Source organism: Hyphomonas sp. (assembly GCF_017792385.1).
In the GTDB taxonomy this organism is placed as follows: Bacteria; Pseudomonadota; Alphaproteobacteria; order Caulobacterales; family Hyphomonadaceae; genus Hyphomonas.
The window spans coordinates 2,553,737-2,578,040 of the sequence record NZ_CP051230.1; the positions used below are offsets into that span (position 1 = coordinate 2,553,737).

Here is a 24,304-nt window from a genome sequence, read left to right on the forward strand (position 1 = left end):
CCATGTTGAATTTGGGAGTCAGAAAGCGGAGAGAACTTCAGAGATGGAAAGAGTTAGTTGGGAAATTGGTTTCGTTCATTCATGTTTGCGATGGGATCGATTCGGTGCCGACGGTGTCAGCAAAGCTTCGAGTGCAACATAAGAATTCGTTCAGATCGTATCATTGGCATCTATGCCTACGTGGAGGTCATCGGCTAGAAGAGTCAGCGTTATGACTAGGTTGTGCTCCGCGGCATCAGTAAGGTCGCCCGTCAGTCCGCCAAGTAGCTCACGCGCGTGCGAAACCGCATTTCCGTCTTCGTCCGTCAGCTTCTTGTGAAGTTTCACCAACTCAGCGTAAGCAAGTTCAGCTCCTTCGCTTCCTTTATCGGCTCGATCTTCTAAGCGGGTAAGGGCTGATTGGGCCTCGTTGAGCCAAGAATTTAATTGATTTAGCTCGATCTCAAGGAGGTTCTTCCCATCAAGTAGATTCTGAGTCGCGTACAGCTGAACCATGGCATGGTTCGCCAATCTGAAATCATCCAGGGATTGTGATCGAGCGAATGTCTCGTCTGTAATGTAAGGATGCCAAGTCGTCTGGAATTCCTCATCGGGAAGAGGAGGGAAGTTTCGAACAATACGTATCGCCAACTGAGGAAGAATGCGCCCATTGATTGAGGGCGCTACGACGCAGACACTATCGGCGAATTCCTCGATTGTCTCCAATGACCGGTCAATCCAATGGAAGAAGTCAATCAGAGAGTCCAAAGGACGAACGATGCACACATCGCCGAGCGGCCATAATAGTAAGTCTGAATTGGCAGCAGGTTTGTAAAACAGCTCTGCGTCTAAAGTCTCTTTCGCCTTGCGTTTCAGGTTCGCAATATCAAGCGCCTCCTTCTTGCGCAGCCGATGTTCAAGGCGTTTCAACCCAACACCTTTTGTGAGCGAGACCCTTGGTTCGATAATGCCGCTTGTTTCCGCAAGCGTATGTCGTCCGGCTGCAAGAAGGGCGGGGCGAAAGGCTTCGATCGTTGACGCGATTTGCTCAATTGCAACTGGTGCGCTGTTTAGGAAGCGCCATTTTGGATCGGCCTTCACAGTTTCACCGGCCTTGAGAATGTCGGCGGCCAGAAGCGCAAGTTGGAACCCCGTCTTATTTCCCTCCATCAGTTCGGTAATGAACTGAGAAAGACTTGAAACATAAGTGCCTATCGCATCGGAAATGTCCGCGCCGATAGGATCTCCAAGCTGATCTTCCGGTGCAGCGAGAGGAAGTGATGGGAGAAGACGATCCAACATCGACAAGGCCCGAACTTCCCGCAATTGTTCCTGCTTGAATGTTCGCCGCCGACAAACATGGTCGACGGCATTGGCAAGCATTCCAGCGGCCTTTTCAATGGAGAAGGCGTAACGTTCAAGAACTTCCGTATACGTTTTAGCGCCACGGCCTTGTCCTACAGCATGGATCATCATGCGGTTCCAAGCGGTCTCGGCTCTACTATGAACAGCCGACCTAGGTAGCGCCTTTTCAGTTGGCGTATAGTTGTTGATCGTCAGGCCTTCGCCTGAGGCCTGCACGGCGACAGCGTTTACCCGCTCTGCTTTTGGACAAAGTTGCAAAGCGATGCTCGCATAGGCGCTGACACGTTCTTCCAAGTTTTCATCGGCATATGTCTCTACCGAAAGCATGTTTGCAGTAACTTCTATTGCGCCAGCGTCCGTCATCTCTAGTACCGGGAGAAGCGCCCAAGGCGTTTCACAGGCAAGCCTGATCAGAAGTCCGTCGGAACCTCCCAACTGATCGGCGGCGCGTTCTCCCAAGGACATTTCCGCTTCGCTCAAAATGGCTATCAGTTCCGCGATTTCCTTGATGGGCGCGTCTCGCATCGCCTCAATCAGTGCGTCAAGTGCGGGTTCTGAAAGGCGCTTCAGAGGGGCTCCATGCAAAGCAGTAGCTAGACGTATTGCGTCTCCAGCGCTCGCGCATTTGCAGAAAATATTCTCAGCGGTATCCGCCGCCAGGGCATCAAACAGCTTAAGTCTGTGGTCTTCCTCACGCCGCTTTTTGAAGCGGGCATGGAAATTCCGTAATGGCTTGAAGACCGCAGAGGTCCCGAGCGCCTCCGCGAGGTTGTCTTTCATAACAAGAAGGCAGAGGATAAATTCGCGGTGGCTGAAGTTCAGATCTTCTGCAACCTCATGGAATGTGTCTGCGTCTTTAAGAATGGTGCGCAGTCGTAAAGCTTCGAGGCCTTCAATGATGATATCCAGTCTCGGCTCGTCAGACACCCTTTGAACAACGGCTTGCAGAGCCGCCTCGTCAGAAAGAACGCCCGCTCGCCCCATCACGGTCAGGTAGCGTCTGATATCTTCTGGTACAATCGTTCCTGATGCGCGGAAGACTAACTGATCTTGGGCGAGTGAGAGGCGATCTAGGCAAATTTCAAGAATTGCCTCTGAGCGCAATTCATGAAGTCCACGGATGATCTGATCACTGCTTGGTCCGACAAGGTGTTCATTTCTGAGTCTCTGGTTCGCCCGCGCAAACGAAAAGCGGTCCATCTTCAATTCGAGAAGCAATCGGTCGATGGACATGCCAGCGCCACACCGTCCAGCCGCTGATATCAGCGACAATAGCTGCAATTCGTCGTCGCGATGCTCTTTGAGGCGGCGATCAATCTGATCAGTGATCATTTCCTTAAGGTGCTGGCCTTGCGTAACAATGTGCACATATTCGAGAAGAAGACCTCCAGACTTCTCAAATGCTTCGCGCCAGTGCGCAGTCTTGGAATGGCCTTGTTCATGCAGTTTTTGCCAAAGAGCCTTTGCAAGACCCTCCGTCAGCACCGGCCGGAATACGAACAGCTGATGCCGGTCATCAATGAGATAAAGGTCCTCTTCTCGAACCGTGCCAAGACATTTGACGCCGGGCGTCAGGCGTGCTTGCTCACGTAACCAATCCCAAGTCTTGCTTCCGCGCTTTCCAACATCGTCAATGTAGACAATCACCGGTCTTTCTGGACTAGGGGCCAGTTTCAGGAAGAAGGTCGTCAAGCTTGATTGCTCGATTCCCTCAATGTTTGAGATCTCGACGAGACGCGCTGCATGACGCAACTCGAACGCGGCGAGATATGCTAGTGCGCTTTTGCCGGAACCTGAGGGACCGCAAATCATCGCGTTGTCATGTCTCAGCAATGCGACGACTACGGCGTCAACATCATCCTCTCGCGGCAGTGCAAGGCCAGCGGAAACGTGTCCTGGCTTTGCGGACGTGCCGAGATAAAATTCAGGATCGGGATCAGCGACGCCGAAATCTATGAAACTGACCACGCCAGATAGTACGGCCGCATCAACCGTATCCGCACCCATGATCGCAAGGAGGGCGTCCAAGCAGTTTTGTACACTCGCCAATGTTAGAGACGATCTTGTCTCAAACGCCAATCTCGCGTTTGCTGACGCTGCTTGCCCGACTCGGCTGACCAACTCGGTTATGCAGACTGAGGCAGATAGTCTATTGATGTCCTTCGCAGCGCAAAGCTCGTCAATCGCGACATCAATCGGGTTCGGAAGTATCAACAGGCGCGTCCGACCGAGCCGTTCGACAAGTGCGGGCCGCATTTCGGTGCTGGCGGTCTCGGCGAGTTCTTGCTGCAATTTCGTGCTAAGTGCCCTAGGTTGGGTTGAACTGCTGTCATGTCCTGAAAAAGGACGATCCAGAACAATCCACCGAGAATCGGAGTCGGCACCGGGGCCTCCAACAATGACATCGGCAATCTCTTTCGGTCGAAAGCTGGCATAAGGGCCAATCTTCGACTTCACTTGGACCCATGTCGTCGGCGATCCACCTTCCAGCGCGAAATCATCAAGCGATTCCGGGGTAACCGAGCCAGCCGCAATCATTCCATCCCAACACCGGAGTGCCAGGAGAGCGCCAACACTGTCCTGAAATCGAAATCCGTGTCCCGCTCGCGCTCCGGCGCGCGACGATCTCCACGAGGCGGCAAGGTCAGTTTCTGTTTCTCGCAACTTAACCACCTGATGCAGCGCGCTTCTCAATCTCGACCACTGCCTGCTTGAGCTCTTCGCCTGCCGGAACACCGGCCGCGACAATCGAATCGGCGATATCGCTCCATCCCTTGGTTGCCAGGCACGCGGTATCAGACTTCATGGCTATCTCGCTAGTTCTGTGACCGATATTCGCTGTGCGCCAAAACTCTTCGCGGCCGCTCTCGCGCCAACGCATTGATGCCGCATACAAATGCGGAGCGGCGTTGCCCGGCTGCACCAGCTCCAAAAGGTCTAGCAGCATGCTGGCGATGATCGGACACGCACCTGCTGAAACAGAAATGTCGGAAAGCACAGGCAAGAAAGGCAGGACCTGATCTTCAGACAGGCCTTTTGTATATGACACTCGGTCGCCGAAACCCTGGACGGCTTTCAAAAAGAATGGCGAGATCAGATCATTGAGGTGAATCTCAAGGCCGCCGCGGCTAGACCATTGATGCTGCTTCCAGTGACGGGTGGTCTGCAGTCTTTGCCACAAGCGCTTGCGAATGTTCGCGAGGTAGGCCGTATCAGAGGCGCCACCCTCTACAAGTCTCAAATCGCTCGCGGCAAGGAAAGCCGCAGCGGTACACAGGAAAGTTTCGTCCGGTAGGCTGCTGAGCGGGGCAAAAACCAGTCTCTCAAGGTCCTGTTCCGACCAGCCCTTCGCCACGGGCGCTGCAGATTCAAACAAGGCCTTCGCCCAAGCGTTTGCCGTATCACGAAGCTCGGTCTCGTCATCGGCACCGGCCCCGGCAAGACTTTGGGTCATCCAAGCCAGATTAGAGGTCAAAAAGTCAGCGGTCGTATCCATGGTTGCGACGGTGGCAAAGACGCGCAACCAGACTTCGGCGGTATGATGATCGAAATAGAAGTCTGGCCATGACGGCGTCACCCGGTGGGGCTCTCGCGTCTGATTCTTGGCGCCAATCACGATTCCCTGCCGCTTGGGTCGCGGTGCTTCCACAGGCGGGCTCGGCCAGGCTGGCAAATCGCCTTCGCCGCCCAACCAGCCATTTTCTGAGTCCAGACGAGCCGCGATCGCTTGTTTGCGAGCGGAACACCGCGCCTCGTATGCGCCAGCCTGTTCATCCAAGTTGGCTTTACGGGCGAAGATGCACGCATCGATGCCGACCCTCGCGAGGGCGCACACTGTATTCACTCCCAAAGCTTTGGTTGCTTCTGGATGTCGAGAAAATACGCTTGCTGCTGCGGAGGGATGTCGCGCCGTCAACTTCAGAAGCTCGGACACATTCTCTCCTGGCGCGCCACGATTAACCAAGTAGAGCCGACCGCACAGCGCCAAGGCTGTGGGATCATACATAATGTCAAACCGCAGATTGGTCCGTGACTTCGCCGCCGCCGCCAGCGCTTGATCAAATACTCTGGATAGAATGGGAGCGTGCTGCGGCAGTTGACCATCGGACAGGTAACGCGCAAGAAAGGCTGCCGCGCCGACCCTGGCAATCCATGGATCATCTGGTTCGAAGTCAACGGCTTCTTTGGGAGCGGTTGTGTCGCCGCCATCCAACAGGAGTTGTAAGGCATCTCCCACCGGCACACGGAGATCGGTATCCTCTTTGTCCATGCTCATTCGCATTGCGAGTGACGCTGTAAATGCCTTGTGTTGTGCGGATGTCGCCTCTGATTGTTGATCCAACCAGGACTGCTGCTCTGGCGGGAACTCATAGATGTAGCCCTCGACAAGCTCTCCATCGTCGCCAGCCTCGGATACTTTTCGATAATTTTCTCGATGCGTCATTCTCAGAGCGTGCGACGCCATGTATTCTGGGGCAGCCCAATCGACTTCTGGCTTAGTCCATGTACCGAGTCTGTCGACCGCCTCTTCGATACGCCGCCGAAGACCCTCGATTGCAAATTCGGGTTGGCGAACAACAATCTGCGGGATCACGTTGTGCAGACTGATCGAGCGGGACGGTTTGCCAGCGAGAGATTCCGTGACGAGGCGGTCAGTGGCGGGACCGCGATCCCATCGGAAGTTTCCGCCTCCCTGCATTTGGTCGAGTTGGTCGTGCTGCAAACGCTGGCTATCGAGCGCAAGTAGCTCCGGAGATGCGAGAAGGTCGTGTAGCAGCGGTGCGTCAAGTTTTGCGTGGCAGAGTACGAGATCTACAATAGGGAGAAGGAACGCCCCATTTATCGGTTGATCATCGGCAATTTTTTCGATCAGTTCACCAAGGTTCCCACCTTTGTCTAGCAGACCATGAGCCCAATCTTCCAGCGCGCATAGCGCCTTCGAGACAAGCAGAGACGGTCCATGACCCCTGGACCAGGCGTAACTGGAAACTGGCGATATCTCTCTGGCCGCGCCGGCAAGCATAAGGTCTATTGAATAAGACTGCGGGCCGGGTTGTTCGAGCGATCGTATGAGGTGGCGAAGGAGAGAGAGAGCTTCGTCCGGGTTCGCTTTGAACAGGCTTTGAAAGAGACCAATGCCAGTCTTGCCTAAAGAAAACGGGTGCTCAATTTGCATGAGGGATGGTGGATAATCCCTCCGTGAGCCAGAGCGCGACTGAGATTGCATTTCGTTGTCGACGGCGCGCCGGAATGCATGACAGAATTCATTTGGCGCCGCCGAGGGCAAGGTGCCGGGGAAGCGCAGGATCTCCGAAAAATAATTGGAACTGCGATTTGAGTTTGCAACGGCGTCGAGATATCGCGCAGCAGCAGCGGCATTCTTATCTGCATGTAGTGCGACCGACAGTCGTGCACTTTCCCGCGTATCACGGTTCGCAGGGTAGAGAATTTCGGGCCGTGTGTCCCCAGGTCTCGGCATTGGTATGTCGGCTTGTTCGATATCCGCCACTAGTAGATCGGTTAGCCTGTCGATCAGGGCCGGAGAAAAAGCCCTTTCGCCAAAGGCAGCCAAAATAAGCCAAGCTTCAAAAACATCGACTGCCGCGGCGAGCGCGCGCGCCGGAAGGCGCCCGAATGTCTGGGCCGTCCAGACTATAACCGGGATCCAGACCGGTCCCTTCGGTATAATCAGGCCAACGGGCACCGAAACGGCTTGCGGTGTAAGCTCTGCCAACACTTTATCAGCAGGCTGACTATGCGTAGCAATTACCCTGCGTAACAAGCGTTCGGCGAGAACTCCATCGCCGTCGATAAGGTAGTCGCTGTGACTTTGGAGCAGCTCACTGGCCAGTTCGCTGCGCACAAGCGCAAGAAGACCTAAGCCCACCCAACCCTCATGCGCGCCGCCTCGCTCGAGGCGGGTAATAGCATCATGCCATCCAGATTGCGGGTTTTCGGCCAAGCGGCGGAAACAGAGCTCGACGCCGCGGCCAAGCCAGTATGCCGGCGCAGCAGATAGGTTTAGGCGGCCCCAATGCTCCGACAACTCAGACAGGTACATGCCAATAGCCCAGTCGGTGAAGATATCGTGCCTGAACTTCACCCGGTCGGCTGCGATTTCCACCAAGACGCCATCCTCAATGAGCGAGGATACCGCGTCGTGATCTTCTTTCTTCACATCGGCAAGAGATAGTCCCGACAACTGAGCTTCTACTGTAGCGATGATTGTGCGTTTGCGTGCGCGCTGTTGTCCCTGTGACTGCGAAAATCCATGTCCCCCGGTTTCCCACCAATTAGCGGCTAAAGAAGCTTCGCTGATAATCGCTTCAGCCTGCAGTCGAGCCTCGGCGATCCTACGCAGGATAAACGGATTTCGCGCAAGATGCTTGGCTGGGTGGTCTGGCTTCAGAAGTTCTGAAAGTGCCGGGCAGGCTTCAGCAAGTGCCTCAGCCTCCTGGTCGTTCAGAGTCTCAATGGTAAGCGTTTTACGTTCACCCAACGCGTCCGTGAAAGTATCGCTGAAATTGAATGCGTTTGCATCTGCCCACCCGGTACGGGCCGTAAAGACCACACAAACGCCGCTAACACTTGAGGCGGCGATCACAAGATCCATGATGGTGTTTCGTTCGCCCTGATCACGGAATTTATCAAGGCCGTCGATAAAAATGACCCCGCCCCCATCGCAAGCGAGATCCAGAAGAAAATCTTCTGCGGACACATCGATATCATACTGCGCTCGAAGTGCGGCCCAGCCTCCAGGTGGAGTGCGGTCCGGCGAAAGAACAATTGTGCGAACCAGAGTGCTTCGGGCATCAGCGGCCGCTCTTAGAAGTGCGGACTTGCCGGTTCCGCCCTCGCCAACAATTTCGACTATGCCGGAGCTTAGCATTGCATCGTCGATGAGGCCTTCCAGTTGAAACCTCATCTCGCTTCGCGCGATCTGAACGCCCGCAATCCGGATATCGATATCTTGCAGAGCGAAGGATGCCATCTCTGCTATACGCTTACGCGCCGGCGCAAGAGTACTCACTTCGCTTAGCAGAATTCCTCGCTCCCTAAGCTTTTCGGCCCAATGCCTGCGATCTCCTTCTCCTCCGATGGCGTCTGCGGCGAGAAGCTCCGAGACTAGCGCATCGTAAAGGCCCTCATCACCTCCAGCGATTCTGGATGCGCGCATTCGATCAGTGTGCTCGGCAATGGAATTGGGGCGTGCATAGTCGAACACCAGAACGGAGAAGTTTCTGAGAACAGCGAAGACATCAGCAGTGTCGGTAATGCCATTAGCGCCCAATTTGGCTTTGAAGGCCGCGTAGAAATCGCGCATCTGCCGATTGCGGCCCGGTGCGGCGAGCTGGGCCTCGAAGGACTGGTCATCAATCGTGTGACGTGAGAGCTCAAGCACTTCCTGGACACCGCGATCAATCGAAGAGCTAGTTCGTTCGATCGCAACTGCGAAGCGGCGCTGGGGATCGATCCGCCAAGCGTCAGCTAGCATTCTTGCGACAGCGTCGAAATTCACGTCGCTATCAGTGAAGGACATTTGTCTTTTGGCTTGAACTTCAAGGCATCGCTGCGAGCCGTCTGGGCACTCCCCGTGGAGGATGATGTCGTCCAGTGGATTGCCTTGATCAGCACGCTGAAACTCAAGACGTCGAATGATGGCACCCGGAAGGCCAAACGCTTCAGTCTCGGCGAGAATAGACAACGCATAGTGGGTTGCGACTTTGACCTCAAATTGAGGACCTGCCGGTCCTGTCGCGCGTGGACTGGCCCCAACTAGAACCTTTGACTGTTTATCTTTACCTGATCGCACTCATATTTTCTCCAGAACACTATCCGAGTCTTCGGTAGTTAGAAGTCTACCGAGTAAACGAAGATGGGCAGAGTCCTCTCCCAGAACAACAAGTTGAATCCATGCGGTAGCGATGATTACCCTGTTGTCGCAATCGCGTCCGCCACCTGATCCATGAACCGGTTAAACCGCTTCTGACCCAAGGCATGCGCCGTGTTGCGGTCGATGTCGGGAAGGGGCGGCGTCGCCGTCAGCCAGTACTGGACAAAAAGTGCGAGGGTTTCATTCGCTTGAACCAAGTCCCGCTCCAGTGACGACAGCTGCGACTCCAGGCGGACAAGTCTGGCTGTTACTCCGGCGGCATGAGCGGAAGCTCCGAGCGGATCAAAAAAACCTTCCAGCGCCTGTTCGACGACCTGATTGATCGTCACGCCCGTAGGAGCGGCAACTTCCTTGAGGCGGCGGTGCATGTCGGGTGTGAGACGGAGATTGATGCGTGGCTTTGGCATGGCGGTCAAAAATCCGGAAGCAGATCGTCATCGCCCTTGTCGAGCCCGTGTGCCTTGCGAATTGTCTCCTGCATTTTCTGCGCAGAGATCTCCTGGGAATCACTGTCATCCGACAGAGTGTGGTCCGGCTCTGGCGCTTCAGTCTCTGGTTCCAGTGTGTCGTCAGTTAGGGGGATCTCCAGTGCGAGGCCACCATCGCCCTGCGATAAAGCACCTGGTTGAGGCTCACCATTCACTGCGTCCTCAAGCAAAGGATGGGAAGTCCGTATGTGTGTGCACCAGTCATCATTGCCAGCTGTGTTCGGCTCCAGCGCAACAATGTCTGCCTCCCCAACACGTCCCGTAAAGTTTCCGTCCTCGAAGTAGCGGAGTTTATGGGCACGCACCGGTGGGCTGCCGGAGACGAGCACCAGCTCCTCATGGGCCGGCAGTTGCATGACTTCGCCGGGTGTGAGGAGCGGGCGTGAGGTTTCCTGTCGTGACACCATGACATGCGCGAGCCAGGGCGCGAGGCGGTGGCCAGTGTAGTTGCGCTGGGCGCGTTGCTCCGTCGCTGTTCCGAGAGCGTCGGAGACCCGCTTTGCTGTGCGTTCGTCATTGGTCGCGAAAGCCACCTTCACATGACAGTTGTCGAGGATGGAGTTCATCGGGCCATAGGCTTTTTCGATCTGGTTCAGGGATTGAGCGATCAGGAAGGCGCGAATGCGGTAGCCGGCGAAAAAGGCGAGAGTCGTTTCGAAGAAGTCGAGCCGTCCGAGTGCCGGAAATTCATCCAGCATCATCAGAAGCTCTCGTCGCCGGCTGCCCTGTTCCGGGTGGACTTCAGTGAGGCGCCTGCCGATCTGGTTCAGCAACAGGCGGATCAGCGGGCGCGTTCGCGAGATGTCTGACGGTGGGACGACGAGGTAGAGTGAGGCGGGATAGTCTCCGTCCACCAGATCCGCGATCCGGAAATCGCTCCCGGATGTCACCTTGGAAACCACGGGATCGCGATAGAGCGTCAGGCAGGTAATGGCGGTTGAGACAACACCTGATCGTTCATTCTCCGATTTGTTGAGCAACTCCCTGGCCGCTTGGGCGACGACTGGATGCACGCGCGGGGCGGCATCGGTCCCGAGGTGATTGGTTGTCATCATGATTCGCAAGGTCCGGATGATCGTGCGCGAGGGATCGGAGAGGAACTGCGCGGCGCCTGCGAGCGTCTTGTCCTTTTCGGCGTAGAGCACGTGAAGCAGGGCGCCTGTCAGAAAGGCATGTGCGGTGCGCTCCCAATGGTTGCGCCGTTCGAGCGAACCTTCCGGGTCGACCAGAATGTCGGCGATGTTCTGGACATCACGCACTTCTTGGTCACCACGCCGGACTTCGAGCAGGGGGTTAAATCGGACGGATGCCGGGTTTGTGGGATCTAAGCGCAGGCAGCGTGAAAACCCCGACCGCCATTTCGAGGTCAGGGTCCAGTTCTCGCCCTTGATGTCATGGATGACGGCGCTGGAGGTCCAGGAGAGTAGCGTCGGCACGACGAGACCGATGCCTTTGCCGGAACGTGTCGGGGCAAAGGTGAGTACATGCTCCGGCCCGTCGTGCCGGATGTAGCGATTGTTCCATGTGCCGAGGAAAACGCCGGATTTTGCAAGGAGACCCGCACGCCGGACGTCCCGGCCTTCCGCCCATCGGGCCGAGCCATAGGTTGTGACATGTTTCTGGTGGCGGGCTCTCAGGACGGAGCCGGCGACGGCGGCCATGGCGGCGAGCAGGCCGCCGGATGCCGCGATAAAGCCGGCTTTCATGAAGAGGCCGGGTGCATAGGCCTCATAGGCATACCACCACTGGAAAAGTCGCCAGGGCTTGTAGACTGGCTGATCGCCAAACCGGAACCATGCGTGTCCGAGAGCGGCCTGATACCCGAGTTCCCCTGCAATCCACTGGGTTGCGCCCCAGACAGCTGCAAGCACGATCAGAAAGCAGATCAGGATCTGGCCAAAGAGGATCTTGGTATGGGTCATGTGCGCGGTCTCGAATGCGGCAGAAGGCGCGCCATTGTCCTGATTGCACTGCCGATCCGGTAGTCGGAAAACCGGGAGAAGGCGGTAGACGCGCCATTAGCGCGACGGACCGCGTTCGCGCCCCATCATCCAGTCTATACCGGTGGTCTTCCGCGTCAGGGAGATATCGCGGCCGAGCCCGGCACCCATGCCGGCACGCATCCGGACGAGCGTAAAAACCCCTTCCTGGCCAACCATCGCCATGCGACCCTGATGCATATCGATGATCTTCTCGAACCGGCCGGAGAAAGTTCCGCCATGCTCCAGTGCCTGGAATGTCCGCCCTGAGGCACGCGCCTCCGCGGCCGCGAAGCGGGCGAGTTCGTTGGCCTTCAGCTGCTCGCGTGCCTGCCCAGAGAGTGTTGTTTCCTGTTCTGCGAGAAGTCCACGGCTGCGCAGCACGGTCATACGTTCAAGGCGCGCGCGGCGTACTTCTCCACCAAAGCCTGTCTCTGCCAGACGTTCAGGATCGACCTCGTCGAGCCATGTCAGCGCGTCGGCCTCAACCAGAGCGCCCGGACCTGCACGGCTTCTCAGAAGATTATCTCTCGCGCCGCCGCGCGTCTGTTCGTAGACGGCTGCACGGGCGAGATAGTCCTCCCCGATCGTCCAATCCCCGCTGGCAAGACGTTGGACAATGCCGGCACGGCGTAAGGCTTCGAGTCGTCGCTTGTGCGCCAGCCGGTAGGCAGGGGAAGATTCCGGTTCTAGGCTGGCATGGCGATCTTCCGTCCAGATGCCGTCAGACAAGGAAGCGATACGAGCAATCGTGTGGTCTGAGCGTCGGGCTTTCGCCTGTGTGAACCGGATGTCGGCAATCGCACCCTCGGGGATGTCAGCCGGGCTCTGGCCAGATGCAAGCGGGACGAGCGAAACCTTTCCATCCGTCCGCTCAAGGATGAGGGCATGACGGTCTTCCATTTCATCGAGTATAACAGTGCCGGCGATACGACCGGTCAATGTTGTTCCAGCCAGTCTGGTTTCATCCAGCATTTCAAGTCGATTGGCGACGTCGAGGCTCCGATATCGGGCCGTCATCGACCGGATGATGTCACCTTTGCGGCCAAGCTGCTTAAGCGTTTCGGTCCAACCGGGTTTCAAGTGCCAGCTGTTCCCATCACGGGTCGCCAGACCGAGCCGTTCCAGATGGCGAAGCCGCTTGATGCGGAGCGAGTGATCGAAGTGGCCACGTTCCGAGGCAGGCTCTCCAAGAGAAATCCTATCATTCTGCATGTCCTTTTCGATGGCGCGGTCGAGACCGGTCATCCGGTCGGCTGTGACGTCCCGCGCATCCTGTCTCAGGATTTCAAGATCGCGCCGGGGTCCGAGGCGCTCTGTCAGCTGGCGTGAGGCGCGCTCGCGCAACCCACGCATCAGATAATTGCGGTCGATGACAAGATGGTCGCCGGTGGCATCCCGCCCGCGAATAACAATATGCGTATGTGGCTGGCCGGTATCGTGGTGATCGACGGCAATCCAGTCCAGCTTTGTACCAAGGTCTTCTTCCACACCGGCCATGAAGGCGCGGATCTCAGGCTTGAGGTCTTCGAGCCGGTCCGCATCCTCGGCCGATACGATGAGGCGGAACTGGCGTTCATCCCCGGCGCTGCGCTCACGGAACGCCCGTGTGTCCAGGTCTTCCGCGTCGCGGTCATAGGCCTGTCCGCGCTCGCCGTCCCGACCGGCCCCATCCCGCTCAATATAGCCGACATGTTCGGCGAAGGCTTTGGCTCCGCCCAAACGTCCAGCTCGGGCGATGTGCACCTTCACAACGACGCGCCGCATTCGGAACGCCGGATAGGGCGTGCCTCGCATGCGCGAGACGGAGGCTGCCTGCGCGCCCCTCACACTGCGTGACTTTCTGATCCGTCGGTTGCTTGCTTTTCGTGACAGCCGGGCCACGCGTTTGCGGATGGCTTTTCCGAACCGTCCCGCACCACGCTGACCACGATCCCGAATCCGGCCAAGCCTTGGCTCGAAAGGCGTGTCGCCGCTCATTGGCGCGAATTCCTGCAGGCGCCTGCCTTTGCCCAGGCATTTACAGGCAATACCATCGGAAGAGGCGCCAGGGGCTGGCGTTCATTTGCATCACAGGCGCCAAAAATAAGATGTGCAGACAAGGCTTTGAGGAGCCGGAGGCGCCTGCCTCTCAATCTTGCCCTGACGGTACGCTGAAGAGTCCTTTCCCTGCTTCTCTCCCGCCTTCCTGACACTTCCTCAGACGCCGGATGAATGATCATCGCTGATCTGTCCAAACTTCACTGACTGTACCAGCGATGTCGCTCGTATCAGTCACGCCGAAATAACGTCCATCAAGAGACCTTGGATGGTCATTCAGGAGGAAAATTTGCCCTTGGCCGAGCTTGAAACATCCTTCCCATACGGGCAATTCCATGCCTGTAGAGTCATGTTCCAGGGCGATTGCGGCCACATTCCCATTGATCGAAATCGATCCCTCATATCGGCAAATTTCATCGCCTTCACTGGCTGCAACATGCTTGATAAGAGGCCAGTACGGTCCGGTATAACCTCGATCATGTGCCCAGACCGCTTCTGGCGCTCCGGCTGACACGAGTGCCCAATCGCCGATGCGGGGAGGGCGCTCGCTCAGCCAGTAGAGCCCTGTTGGCGCGCTCGGCGTCCGGTTCCAGATCAACCTGGCCTGAAGGGGCAGACAGGCAAGAAGGATGAGCCCTATGCCTGTACCTGCGAACGCGAGATACCGAAAACTGACCATCAGTTCCGGCGCTCCGGCCGGTGGGGTTCGCCTGTGTTCTTCCATTCGCGTTCCGACGACCAGCGGTCTAGTTCTTCGCGGGCATAGAGGACACGCCCGCCATGTTTCCGGTAGCGCGGGCCGCCACCCGCCCAGCGGAAATTGTCGAGTGTCTGGCGTTTCAGGCCGAGGTAATCCGCTGCCTGAACAACACTCAGAAACGGACTGGTATAGTCTTTGTCCTGTGTTTGTGCGTCCATCTTTTGTCTCCTTTCTGATGGACTGAAATCTTACGGGATACTGTCTGGGCCCTGGAGAGTCGTTTTCACCGAGGATGAAAACGACTCCCTCGAACCGGCTGGGTCAGAGCAGGTCCCGATAGTCCTTTTCCATCAAATCACGGCCTTTTCTGATCAGGCGACGCGTGCGCGATTTGAAGGCATGAACGCCCGTGTCCCAGTCCGATTTGATCTGATCCTCACCGAATATCGCCGCGCCGATCTCGCGCTGCGAGGCGCCTGCAAGGGAGCCGTCAAGGGCGATGAGCGTCCGTTTGAGCTTGTCAGGCGCATAGCCCCGGCGTGGGCGGCAATCGAATTTGAGCCCGCAACAATGGTCGGCGAAGTCCTGTAGCAGGCGGAGATTGTCACGGATCAGGTGCCGTGCGCCGATCTGCAAAGTCAGATAGATCGCAAGTGGGACGGGTGCCTCCGACGGATCAATCGCGAGCTGCGCGGTATAGGTGTCGGAAGCGATATTCAGCTTGGTGCGCCGCCCCGGAACCATGAGAAACGTCTTTCTGCCGGGAATGTTGCGCCAATTGAGCGGCCTGTCGCCTTCACGCAGTTTTTCAGCGATGGCCGCAGCCGCATCCATATTCGCCGACATGATGTCAGGCAGCCAGAAAGGCGTCGTCTCATAGGCGGACTTCCTCGGGTCCGGCAGAAAGTGAAGTCCGAAATGTTCGGCTACCGGACAACGGATGGGCTGACGAATGAGTGTGCTGCCGTCGCTGCGTTGAAGGACGGCTGGCGCAAATGCCGTAAGAGATCTGTATGCTTTGAGAAGGGCGGGGTCACGGCGTTTGAATTCCCAGGCCCAGCCCGAATAGGGCAGGGTCAGGAGCCGGTCATATAGCCCGGTATGATAACGCCACTGTCCCCTGTGCGTCATTGCCGTCCCACCTGAGAGGGCGGCAAACCGGCGGAAGACCGAAGCAGGCGCTCCACCGGATGCGCCCGAACATACAATCAACCATAAGATGCAAATCGTGGGCCAATGCTCACTCAGATAGAAGAAAAGCGCCCGGATCGGGACTGATCCGGGCGTGTCGGCTTGGCATCTGGTGCCGATTAACCTTGCGGATTCCAGAGGATGACATGGCGGCCATCCTGGCCTTTGACGGGCGCAAGGTTCGCATAGATCTTGCGCGGGCCGATCATTGGGTCTGCAAGGGTGAGCGAGACATATTCGCGGCCTGAAGACTTCGCGGTGCGATACCAGCCGCCGCCGATATCGGAGCCTTTTTGTCCGGCGAGGACGCGAAAATCCGGCTGGGTATCGGAGGTCTTTTCGTTGTTGCGGATGATGCGGATGGGCGCGTTGAGGCTCATCATGGCGAGGGCGCCTTCAAAGCCGGTTTCGGTTTCGGACACATATCCAAGTGCGTTTGCCATTTTCAAATCTCCTTTGGCGTTTGTCACTGCGAGCCCCCGATGGGCTCCGTTGACGCCCGACCGGGGGGACGGCGGGCGGCGGGTCTGAACCCGGAATGGGGCGCAGCGCAGCGGAGCACCGGCGCGGCGGAGAATTTTGTCTGGCGGTGAATGCGTGGGACGCGCAGAGGAAAATTCTTCACCGCGCCGGTTTCAGGCCCGCCGTCTGTCGTCCAGGTCAGGGGCAGGAAACGAAGCGCATCGGGGGCGGGGTTCAACGCCGCTCGCCGGGAGATTGAGGGGCAATCGCAGCGATGTGCGACCGCGCCGGAAAGACCGGGCAAAAACGATCCTTCCCTGTTGAGCCTCGCCTGTATCCTGCCTTCCAGCCAGAGAAAAAGGCCGCCCGGCTCATGCCGGACGGCCCCCGCATCGCCGGGCTGATCAGGAGGCGGATCAGGCGGCAATCTCCGCTTCGCTCAGCGCTTCGGGCGTATCGGTTCTGTCCTGCTCAGTCTCGAACAGGTTCTTGATATTGCCCCACGCATCGGCGGGTGGACAGGCAGCGCCAACGACATAGCGGGTCGGCGCGACTGTCATCCAGCGAGGCCGCCAGTCGGGGTGACGCTCACAGCCATTGCCTGCGATCCGGTTGCGGACAACCGTTTTCTGCGCCTTGGCCGTGTCTGTGAAAACCGCGCGGGCCGTCGATGGCGAGGCGATGTCTGCGACCATCTGATTGATGACGCGCTTGTCGCGCAGCAGATCGAAGAACGCATCGTCCGGCGACCAGAGCGCGGCGAAGTCCGTCCCGGTGACATGGGCGGCGGCTTCCACGGCGGGCGAACCTGACATCAGGGTTTCACCCATCGCCACGGCAAGGATGTGCAGGACATCCGCATCGCTCAGACTGAGCAGCCGCGCGAAAACCTCGCAGGGATCGCCGCCGAATTGTATGGTCGCAACCAGTGTGGTTTCATCATCGTGCCCGAGCGCGGCGAGCGCATGAGCGCGATGGGCGAAGAACTGTTTTTCACTTTCTGAGTTCGCAAGGCTTTCCGCCGTGGCCTCCTTGCGGGTGTTCTGTTCCTCGACATCGACCCGCCAATGGCCGGAGCGCGTCACCAGATGCGCCACGGCGAGGCGCAGCGCGACGCCCGGATGATCGCACAGCGTCGCGCGCACGGCGGCGTGACGGTGGAGCGCGATATACTCCGCCATCGGGCCGGACATTTCCGGCCTGTCGGATTTCGTCGCGCCGCCCGGTGTCTTGGCCGTTTCGCCTTTCAGGATGCGTTCGATCTTCTGGATATCCTTGTGCGGCAGATAGCCTTCATGGGCGGTGACGGTCCCGTCATGGCGGGTCTCGACATAGACTCTGCCGCCCTGTTTCCGGCTGCGTTTGCCATGCTCCCAAGTGGGAAAATGCTGGCCGCGATCCAGAACAACCACATCATTCCAACCCTCGCTGCGGTAGCTCGCCGCCATATCCGCGATGGCGTCATTCTGGCGGGCCCAGAACAAATCCGTGTCCGCGAAAATGGCGTTCTCACCGAAGAGATCGGTCAGAACAACGCCATCATACGCCTCCATGTCGAACAGCGCCTTGTCGGTGGTGATGCGTCCGCCGCCTGTCAGCCAGTCTTTCAAACGCTCGCCGCGTGGGGCGTAAGCGTCTTCGGAATGGTAGAGCGTCAGCCAGTCGGTCTGCTGGCCCTTGGTGGCGAGGGTCAGGGCATAAAGCGTCCGCTTGTCGATGGCTTCGGCTTGATACAACTTCTTTACCTCATCCGTCAGGGCGGTCAGCGCCAGCACCCGGCGCACCATGAGTTCGGTCACGCCGAACCGCTCGGCGATGGCGGAGGTCGTTTCGCCTTTGGCGGCGAGCTTGGCGAACACTTCGTATTGTTCAAACTCATCGGCAGGCAGATGGGTGGTATTCTCAACAAGGGTCGCTTCCAGCGCGGCGATATCGTCGCCAGATTGCATGACGAGGCAAGGCGCTTTTTGCGGTTTGCCTGTCTCCTTGGCGAGGCGTTTGAGGGCGAAAAAGCGCCGCCGTCCGGCGACGACGCCGAAAGCATCGCCTTCCTTGCGGACTAGCATGGTCTGCAAGACGCCTCGCGTCCTGATCGAGGGATAGATGTCGGAAATGTCCGGCGTCTTGCGTCCGTGGCGCATATTGAGCCGGGACACTTTAAGCTCGGTGATGGGGATATGTTTCAACTGCATGGCATGGCCTCCTATGAATGTGCAGTGGGGTTTTCCGTGCGCGTCTCAGCGCACGGGGCGGTTTTCGAGCCAGAGACGGTAGGCGCGCTGCGCCGCCCCCTCGCTCTCGAAAATGTGGAAACAGCCGCAGACAAGGATCGCCCACGCGCCGATGTCGGCGGGGTCAAGTGCGGCGAGCGCGGCGTCCAGTTGGCTGATGCGGAAGGGGGGATAAATCTTCACGCCGCCGCCTCTATTGCGTCGGCGGCGCCGTCCGGTTCCGGCGCGGCGCAGGCGAGGATAAAATCAGCGGCCTTGGAGGCGAGCGAGGCGGCGCGGAAGATCGCCCGCTTGTCTTCGCGCAGCACGTCCAGCCATGAGCCGATATAGTCCGTATGCCGCACGGTCGGGGCGATGGCCTGATCGGCGCAGACAAAGGCGCTGGTCATTTCCGCGACCAGTTCCTCGCGAGCGTAATCCTTGGTTCCGAAGGCGCCTTTCAGGTCGCGTGCAAGCCGGGTCTTGTGTCCCGTCCAGTGGCCAAGCTCGTGAAAGCAGGTGCGGTAATAATTGATCTGGTCGAAGAAAGCGGGCTGCGGCGGCACCTGTATGAAGTCCTGCGAGGGGACGTAATAGGCGCGGTCGCCGCCGATGCGAAAATCAGCGCCGGTCGCCGCGATCAACGCTTCGGCGCAGGGGATGATGTCGCGTTCGGGCAGGTCCGGCGCGTCCGCGGTGAAACCGTCCGGCAAGCCATCGCACTGATCGGCGTTGAACACGGTATAGCGTTTGAGGAAAGCGATCTGCCGGGCGTCTTCTCCGGCCTCTCTCTCGCGCTCGCGCTCGTTCTTGGGCGTGAAGCGGTTGGCATAGACCACCATCGTTCCGCGCTCGCCTTTGCGCACGCATCCGCCGAGCGTCAGCGCCTGTTTGAAGGTGAGCCAGGTCTGGCAGGTGCGCTGATGCTCAATCGCCGCGCCCCATAAGAGCAGGATATTGATGCCGGAATAGCGCCGCCCGGTCGCCCCGTTCTCCGGTAGGCCAAGCGGCGTCGACGTGTCGGCGCCGCCCCAAGGCTGCACCCACGGCGCGCGCCCTTGCTCCAGTTCGTCAATGATACGGCTTGTGACCTCCTGATAAAGGTCTCTCCGCTGGCTCTCCTGTTTGTGGCGCTGCGCCATCCTTGCCTCCTCATCCCCGCGTTTCTTCCCGCAGAGGCGGGGGCGGTGAGAGGCCGCTGGCCAGATGGCGTCAGGTGCGAGCGGAAGGGGTCAGGTATGAGGCCCAGAACATGAGATCGATCTTATGGAGCCGCCCCCCTTCCGGGAGCGCCGCCATCTGGCATGCGCGCCTCCGCCCCCGTCTCGCAGGGAAAAAAGAAACAAAAAAGCCGGCGCTTCAGCGCCGACCGAATCTCCCATGAGAGGGTTTACTTGCCGCGCCAGGGATGGAGGCCGCATGGCCGAAACCGGACGCAGGACGGGTTCGGTTCACGACAGCCCGGTCCGGCGTCAGCCGGAGGCGCTCAAATCAGTTGGCTGAGCGAGAAACGAAGGTCTGAATCCTGGCATTGAGCCGCCATTTCATTGATGACCTGCCGACTTGAGACAATGATCGCGCCGCAATTACGCAACCGTGTTTCAAAGTCAGCCCGAAATTGCGGTTCTGCCGTTGAGCACCAGTCCGAAACAATGAAGACCCTGAACCCGTCAACGAGCAGACAGAAGGCGGCGCGGGTGATGCCTCCCTCAAGCACATCCCCGGTCAATAGAACAGTCTGGCGCTGCGTCTGTGTGACCTCGGATGCAAGCCGCGCAGCGGAGGATTGGAAGTCGCCGATGGTCTCTTCAAATCTGATAAGCGGGGAAGATGTTATACGCGAGAGCTCCTGGATCTCAGGACAAGGCAAGGGTCGGACTTCATTCCCGGTAGAGAGCCGGATGAGACAGATATCATCAGCCTGGATGAGAAGCGAATTGGCCAAGGGACTACACCGCTAATCTGCGAGGATGCCGCCAGCCCATATTGTCCGAATAGCGATGCAGACAGTCCCAGCGTCTACCACCGCACAGGAGAAGGCCGACGATAAGGTGAGAGGCACGGACTGGATATGTGACCGCTCTGATATGAGGGAATCCGGAGTAGTTAAACATTCAATCGCTGGCAGCCTGCTAAACCCTGTTTGGTGATCCTGTGCATCACATTCTGGTGCTCCGGAGACATGGCACAACTCGCCCGTATGTGGGATCAATCGTATGCGAGCGGGAAGGCAGTTCGTTTTCTAGCGCGCTGCAGTGTTCTGCTGTAATCTAACCTCTTAGATTCCTGGCAACGGTGTAAGCGCTTCTCTTGTCTGTCTGGTAGCGGTCTGTTGGGGGCGATCTTATTGCTGAACAGCGGTCACAACAGTAACGAGACCGGCAGCGAAATTTGCTACATCTTTGCCGGTTTCCAAGTTTTCTGGAGACTTCATTGCCTGAACGAAGGTGTCCTTATCAGGGTAGCACATCTCCACAATCAGAAAATACTCGGGATCCCCTCCCATGGGCGATCCGGTCACCTGATTGACATCAATCCTCTCGAGGCCAGGAATCTTTCTGACGAGTGGCAGGTGCACATCGTGGTAGTATTTGAAGAATGCTTCAGTGTCTTGCGGTTTCTTGTAAAGCACTATGAGCTTATACATCTATTTCTCCTCACGGTGGTCAATGACCCGTACTGCCTTGCCTGTGGAACGTTCAAGCTGTCCGGGCGGCGTTACGGTGACCTTAGTCGTCACGCCGATGCTGGTCTTGATGGCCGAAGCCAGAGCAATGCCTGCCGGGGTGTAAACATCTGAATGTGTATCCGGCTTTGCTTCAACTTTGATGTTGACCTGATCCAGGCGGTCAGGACGAGTAATTTCGATGCGATAGTGTGGAGCGAGTCCGTCAGTGCCAAGAATGAGTTCCTCGATCTGGCTTGGGAACACATTTACGCCTCGGATAATCATCATGTCATCACTGCGCCCCGTTATTCGCGCCATTCTGCGCATATTGCGAGCGGTTCCAGGAAGTAAGGTGGTCAGATCGCGGGTGCGGTAACGGATTATCGGGAGGGCTTGTTTGGTCAACGAAGTGAATACGAGTTCGCCAGTTTCCCCGTCTGGCAGAACTTCCCCCGTATTTGGATCGATTATCTCCGGGTAGAAGTGATCCTCCCAGATCGTGGGGCCGTCCTTGGTTTCAACGCATTCATTTGCCACACCCGGTCCGATAACTTCAGACAATCCGTAAATGTCGACGGCATCGATCGCAAATGCCTCTTCGATTTCCCGGCGCATAGCGTCTGTCCAGGGCTCTGCGCCGAATATGCCGATCTTCAATGAGGAGGACCTAGGATCGATGCCCTGCCTATGGAATTCGTCGAGGATTGCCAGCATGTAGCTGGGGGTGACCATTATGATGTCAGGCTTGAAATCGCAGATCAGCTGGACCTGCTTTTCCGTTTGTCCCCCTGACATGGGTATAACAGTACAGCCCAATTCCTCCGCGCCATAGTGGGCGCCAAGCCCACCGGTGAACAAGCCATAGCCATAGGCGATGTGGACCTTCATCCCGGAGCGTCCCCCCGCGGCCCGGATCGAACGGGCGACGACGCCCGCCCACATTCTTATGTCTTCCTTCGTATAACCCACGACAGTTGGCTGGCCAGTCGTTCCCGACGATGCATGGACCCGAACAATCTTGTCCTGCGGCACAGCAAACATCCCGAAGGGATAACTCGCCCTCAAGTCGGCCTTTGCCGTGAACGGAAATCTGGCAAGATCCTCAAGAGCTCTCAGGTCGGACGGGCCGACTTTAGCCGCCTCGCATTTCGCTCGGTAAGGCAGACAATTCTGGAAGGCGTGAGTAATGGATGATTTAAGCCGTTCAAACTGAAGCGCTCGGAGATCGGGAATGCTCAGGACTTCGCCACTGTCGAGCACAGGCTTATAAGTGAGGGTCTTCGTCATCTACTTAACCTAGATCGCGTTCATCGTGAGGAGTGTATAAGTTGCCACGGCTTTCCCGTCGGCACGTGTGACTTCGACATCCCAATTCACCTCACCATACTCATCATTTCGTTTCTTCTTGGACTTCGCGGTCAACCTAACAGTCAGAGTCTCGCCGGGCGTTACGGGTGCCAGGAAGCGCAGATCGTCGAGTCCATAGTTTGCCAACACAGGGCCTGGCTCCGGATCAACGAACAATCCGGCAGCGAATGAAAGAATGAGATAACCGTGTGCGACCCGGCCCGGGAAGAAGGGGTTGGCGGCCGCCGCTTCCTCATCCATGTGGGCGTAGAAATTATCACCGGTGAACTCGGCGAAATGTTCGATGTCTTCAAGTGATACCGTTCGTGACCCGGTTTCAATTGTCTTACCGATCTCCAGATCGCCAAACTTGTACCGGAAGGGATGGGGGGTGGATGTATCGGTTTTCGCGCCGGTCACCCACGACTCCGTGATGGCGGTCAGTATATCGGGGGAGCCTTGGATAGCGGTGCGTTGCATATAGTGCTTGATACCACGCACCCCGCCCATCTCTTCGCCACCGCCGGCGCGCCCAGGACCGCCATGAACAAGAACCGGAAGCGGTGAGCCATGCCCGGTCGACTCCCTCGCGCAGTCGCGGTTGATAATCGCGATCCGTCCGTGGAAGGGCGCCGTACCGAGGACGACTTCGCGGGCGACACTCTTGTTATGGGTGAAGAGGGACATCACCAGCGATCCGCCGCCTAGTCTGCAGAGTTCGATGGCGTCGGCAACTGAATCATAGGGCATCAGGGTTGCCACTGGACCGAAAGCTTCCACGGAGTGGACTTTCTCTGCCGAGAGTGGAGATGAGCAACGCAGGAGGACTGGAGACATGAATGCGCCCGTTTGCGCACCGTCCCCCACCAGTGTGGGTTCGTCGAGAGAGCCATGCACAATTTCCGCCTCGTCTTCGAGTTCGCCAACCCTGGACACAACATCAGCGCGCTGCGCGGCGCTGACCAGAGCGCCCATTTTTGTCGCCTTGTCGGCCGGGTCGCCGATGGAGATACCGGAAAGTTGCTGTACGAGAGCGTCCTGAACAGCATCCACCAGGGAAGAAGGGACGAGTATACGCCGGATAGCGGTACATTTTTGCCCAGCCTTTACGGTCATCTCCCGTGAAACCTCTTTCACGAAGAGCTGAAACTCTTCGTCATCAGGTGCGACTTCCGGACCAAGCATGCTTGCATTCAGCGAGTCCTGTTCAGCAATAAACGGCACGCTGTGTTCAATAATTGTAGGATGCGTCTTGAGTTTTGCGGCAGTCGCAGCCGAGCCGGTGAAGGAAACAACGTCCTGGCCAGTGAGGTGCGAGAGGAGATCGCCCGCCGATCCTACGACGAGTTGAACCGCGCCTTTAGGGAGCAAGCCCGTTGCAACCATGATCTGAACGGCAGATTCGGCCAGTTGAGCCGTAGGTGTTGCCGGCTTGATAATGACTGGCATTCCCGCCATCAGGGCCGGACCAAGCTTTTCGAGCATGCCCCAGATGGGAAAGTTGTAAGCATTGATCTGGACGGCTACCCCCAGCTTGGAGGTGTGGATATGCTGTCCGACAAAGGTCCCACCTTTGGAGAGACCCTCAATCGGCCCGTCGAGGATGATTGTGCTGTTTGGAAGTTCCCGTTTCGCTTTTGAGGCCAGCGAAAACAGTGTCCCCGCACCGCCTTCGATATCGGGCCAGGCGTCCCGATCAGTGGCACCCGTATCGCGCGATACAGCGTAGAGGTCGTCCTTCCTGTCCATCAGTGCCTGGGCCAAGCCTTTCAGCATTGCCGCGCGTTCATGGAAGGTCATTGCGCGCAGGGCCGGGCCGCCGACATTACGCCCATGGCGTACCATGTCGGCAAAATCGATTCCGGCAGACGAGGTCCTTGCGACAGGCTTGCCATTCACGGCGGAGATGATGTCGACGAAGTCCGCTTCGCCGCTTTTCCAGTCATCCTTATAATAGTTGCTCAACGTCCTGGGGGGCATA

16 protein-coding genes are annotated in these 24,304 nt (G+C 57.8%); all 16 read right to left on the minus strand.

The genetic code is table 11. The features are described 5' to 3' along the window. Window positions 1–150 precede the first annotated feature (150 nt). Window positions 151–3,882: a hypothetical protein gene (locus HF955_RS12460; RefSeq protein WP_291075437.1), complete on the minus strand. Its 3,732-nt coding sequence runs from the start codon at window positions 3,880–3,882 to the stop codon at window positions 151–153. Window positions 3,883–4,009: 127 nt separating this feature from the next. Continuing rightward, window positions 4,010–9,157 (minus strand): hypothetical protein, encoded by a 5,148-nt coding sequence (locus tag HF955_RS12465; protein WP_291075439.1) that lies wholly within the window; start codon window positions 9,155–9,157, stop codon window positions 4,010–4,012. Between the two features lie 116 nt (window positions 9,158–9,273). After that, window positions 9,274–9,645, minus strand: a complete 372-nt coding sequence (locus HF955_RS12470; RefSeq protein WP_291075441.1) for a toxin-antitoxin system HicB family antitoxin — start codon at window positions 9,643–9,645, stop codon at window positions 9,274–9,276. 5 nt (window positions 9,646–9,650) lie between these two features. Beyond that, on the minus strand, window positions 9,651–11,648 hold the full coding sequence (locus tag HF955_RS12475) for a conjugal transfer protein TraG (RefSeq protein WP_291075443.1): 1,998 nt from the start codon (window positions 11,646–11,648) through the stop codon (window positions 9,651–9,653). 96 nt (window positions 11,649–11,744) lie between these two features. After that, window positions 11,745–13,685 (minus strand): DUF3363 domain-containing protein, encoded by a 1,941-nt coding sequence (locus HF955_RS12480; protein ID WP_291075445.1) that lies wholly within the window; start codon window positions 13,683–13,685, stop codon window positions 11,745–11,747. Between the two features lie 238 nt (window positions 13,686–13,923). After that, entirely contained in the window at window positions 13,924–14,424 is a 501-nt protein-coding gene (locus tag HF955_RS12485; RefSeq protein WP_291075446.1) for a S26 family signal peptidase, read from the minus strand. Next, window positions 14,424–14,663: a helix-turn-helix domain-containing protein gene (locus HF955_RS12490; protein ID WP_291075448.1), complete on the minus strand. Its 240-nt coding sequence runs from the start codon at window positions 14,661–14,663 to the stop codon at window positions 14,424–14,426. The genes HF955_RS12485 and HF955_RS12490 overlap by 1 nt, the downstream gene beginning before the upstream one ends. 103 nt (window positions 14,664–14,766) lie before the next feature. Further along, a complete protein-coding gene (locus tag HF955_RS12495) occupies window positions 14,767–15,576 on the minus strand; it encodes a DUF2285 domain-containing protein (protein ID WP_291075450.1) in 810 nt (269 codons plus the stop codon). A gap of 179 nt (window positions 15,577–15,755) precedes the next feature. Beyond that, window positions 15,756–16,079, minus strand: coding sequence for a DUF736 domain-containing protein (locus tag HF955_RS12500; protein ID WP_291075452.1), 324 nt, complete (start codon window positions 16,077–16,079; stop codon window positions 15,756–15,758). A gap of 435 nt (window positions 16,080–16,514) precedes the next feature. Further along, window positions 16,515–18,290 (minus strand): ParB/RepB/Spo0J family partition protein, encoded by a 1,776-nt coding sequence (locus HF955_RS12505; RefSeq protein WP_291075454.1) that lies wholly within the window; start codon window positions 18,288–18,290, stop codon window positions 16,515–16,517. Between the two features lie 45 nt (window positions 18,291–18,335). Then, window positions 18,336–18,512 (minus strand): hypothetical protein, encoded by a 177-nt coding sequence (locus tag HF955_RS12510; RefSeq protein WP_291075456.1) that lies wholly within the window; start codon window positions 18,510–18,512, stop codon window positions 18,336–18,338. Next, window positions 18,509–19,450 (minus strand): zincin-like metallopeptidase domain-containing protein, encoded by a 942-nt coding sequence (locus tag HF955_RS12515; protein ID WP_291075458.1) that lies wholly within the window; start codon window positions 19,448–19,450, stop codon window positions 18,509–18,511. The genes HF955_RS12510 and HF955_RS12515 overlap by 4 nt, the downstream gene beginning before the upstream one ends. Window positions 19,451–19,794: 344 nt before the next feature. After that, a complete protein-coding gene (locus HF955_RS12520; protein WP_291075460.1) occupies window positions 19,795–20,253 on the minus strand; it encodes an isochorismatase family protein in 459 nt (152 codons plus the stop codon). A gap of 399 nt (window positions 20,254–20,652) precedes the next feature. Beyond that, the gene (locus tag HF955_RS12525; RefSeq protein WP_291075462.1) at window positions 20,653–20,955 is read right to left on the minus strand and encodes an EthD family reductase; all 303 of its coding nucleotides are present in this window, start codon (window positions 20,953–20,955) and stop codon (window positions 20,653–20,655) included. After that, window positions 20,956–22,263 carry a phenylacetate--CoA ligase PaaK gene (gene paaK, locus HF955_RS12530; protein ID WP_291075464.1) on the minus strand — a complete coding sequence of 436 codons (1,308 nt, stop codon included), beginning with the start codon at window positions 22,261–22,263 and terminating at the stop codon, window positions 20,956–20,958. Between the two features lie 9 nt (window positions 22,264–22,272). Then, window positions 22,273–24,303 carry a phenylacetic acid degradation bifunctional protein PaaZ gene (gene paaZ, locus HF955_RS12535; protein WP_367279734.1) on the minus strand — a complete coding sequence of 677 codons (2,031 nt, stop codon included), beginning with the start codon at window positions 24,301–24,303 and terminating at the stop codon, window positions 22,273–22,275. Window position 24,304: the final 1 nt, after the last annotated feature.

What these genes read in the sequence shown, in the direction of transcription:
- HF955_RS12500 (WP_291075452.1), bottom strand. Translation starts at nt 16,079, where the DNA reads ATGGCAAACGCACTTGGATATGTGTCCGAAACCGAAACCGGCTTTGAA.
- HF955_RS12505 (WP_291075454.1), bottom strand. Translation starts at nt 18,290, where the DNA reads ATGCAGTTGAAACATATCCCCATCACCGAGCTTAAAGTGTCCCGGCTC.
- HF955_RS12470 (WP_291075441.1), bottom strand. Translation starts at nt 9,645, where the DNA reads ATGCCAAAGCCACGCATCAATCTCCGTCTCACACCCGACATGCACCGC.
- HF955_RS12490 (WP_291075448.1), bottom strand. Translation starts at nt 14,663, where the DNA reads ATGGACGCACAAACACAGGACAAAGACTATACCAGTCCGTTTCTGAGT.
- HF955_RS12485 (WP_291075446.1), bottom strand. Translation starts at nt 14,424, where the DNA reads ATGGTCAGTTTTCGGTATCTCGCGTTCGCAGGTACAGGCATAGGGCTC.
- HF955_RS12460 (WP_291075437.1), bottom strand. Translation starts at nt 3,882, where the DNA reads ATGATTGCGGCTGGCTCGGTTACCCCGGAATCGCTTGATGATTTCGCG.
- HF955_RS12495 (WP_291075450.1), bottom strand. Translation starts at nt 15,576, where the DNA reads ATGACGCACAGGGGACAGTGGCGTTATCATACCGGGCTATATGACCGG.
- paaZ (WP_367279734.1), bottom strand. Translation starts at nt 24,303, where the DNA reads ATGCCCCCCAGGACGTTGAGCAACTATTATAAGGATGACTGGAAAAGC.
- HF955_RS12480 (WP_291075445.1), bottom strand. Translation starts at nt 13,685, where the DNA reads ATGAGCGGCGACACGCCTTTCGAGCCAAGGCTTGGCCGGATTCGGGAT.
- HF955_RS12475 (WP_291075443.1), bottom strand. Translation starts at nt 11,648, where the DNA reads ATGACCCATACCAAGATCCTCTTTGGCCAGATCCTGATCTGCTTTCTG.
- HF955_RS12525 (WP_291075462.1), bottom strand. Translation starts at nt 20,955, where the DNA reads ATGTATAAGCTCATAGTGCTTTACAAGAAACCGCAAGACACTGAAGCA.
- paaK (WP_291075464.1), bottom strand. Translation starts at nt 22,263, where the DNA reads ATGACGAAGACCCTCACTTATAAGCCTGTGCTCGACAGTGGCGAAGTC.
- HF955_RS12515 (WP_291075458.1), bottom strand. Translation starts at nt 19,450, where the DNA reads ATGGCGCAGCGCCACAAACAGGAGAGCCAGCGGAGAGACCTTTATCAG.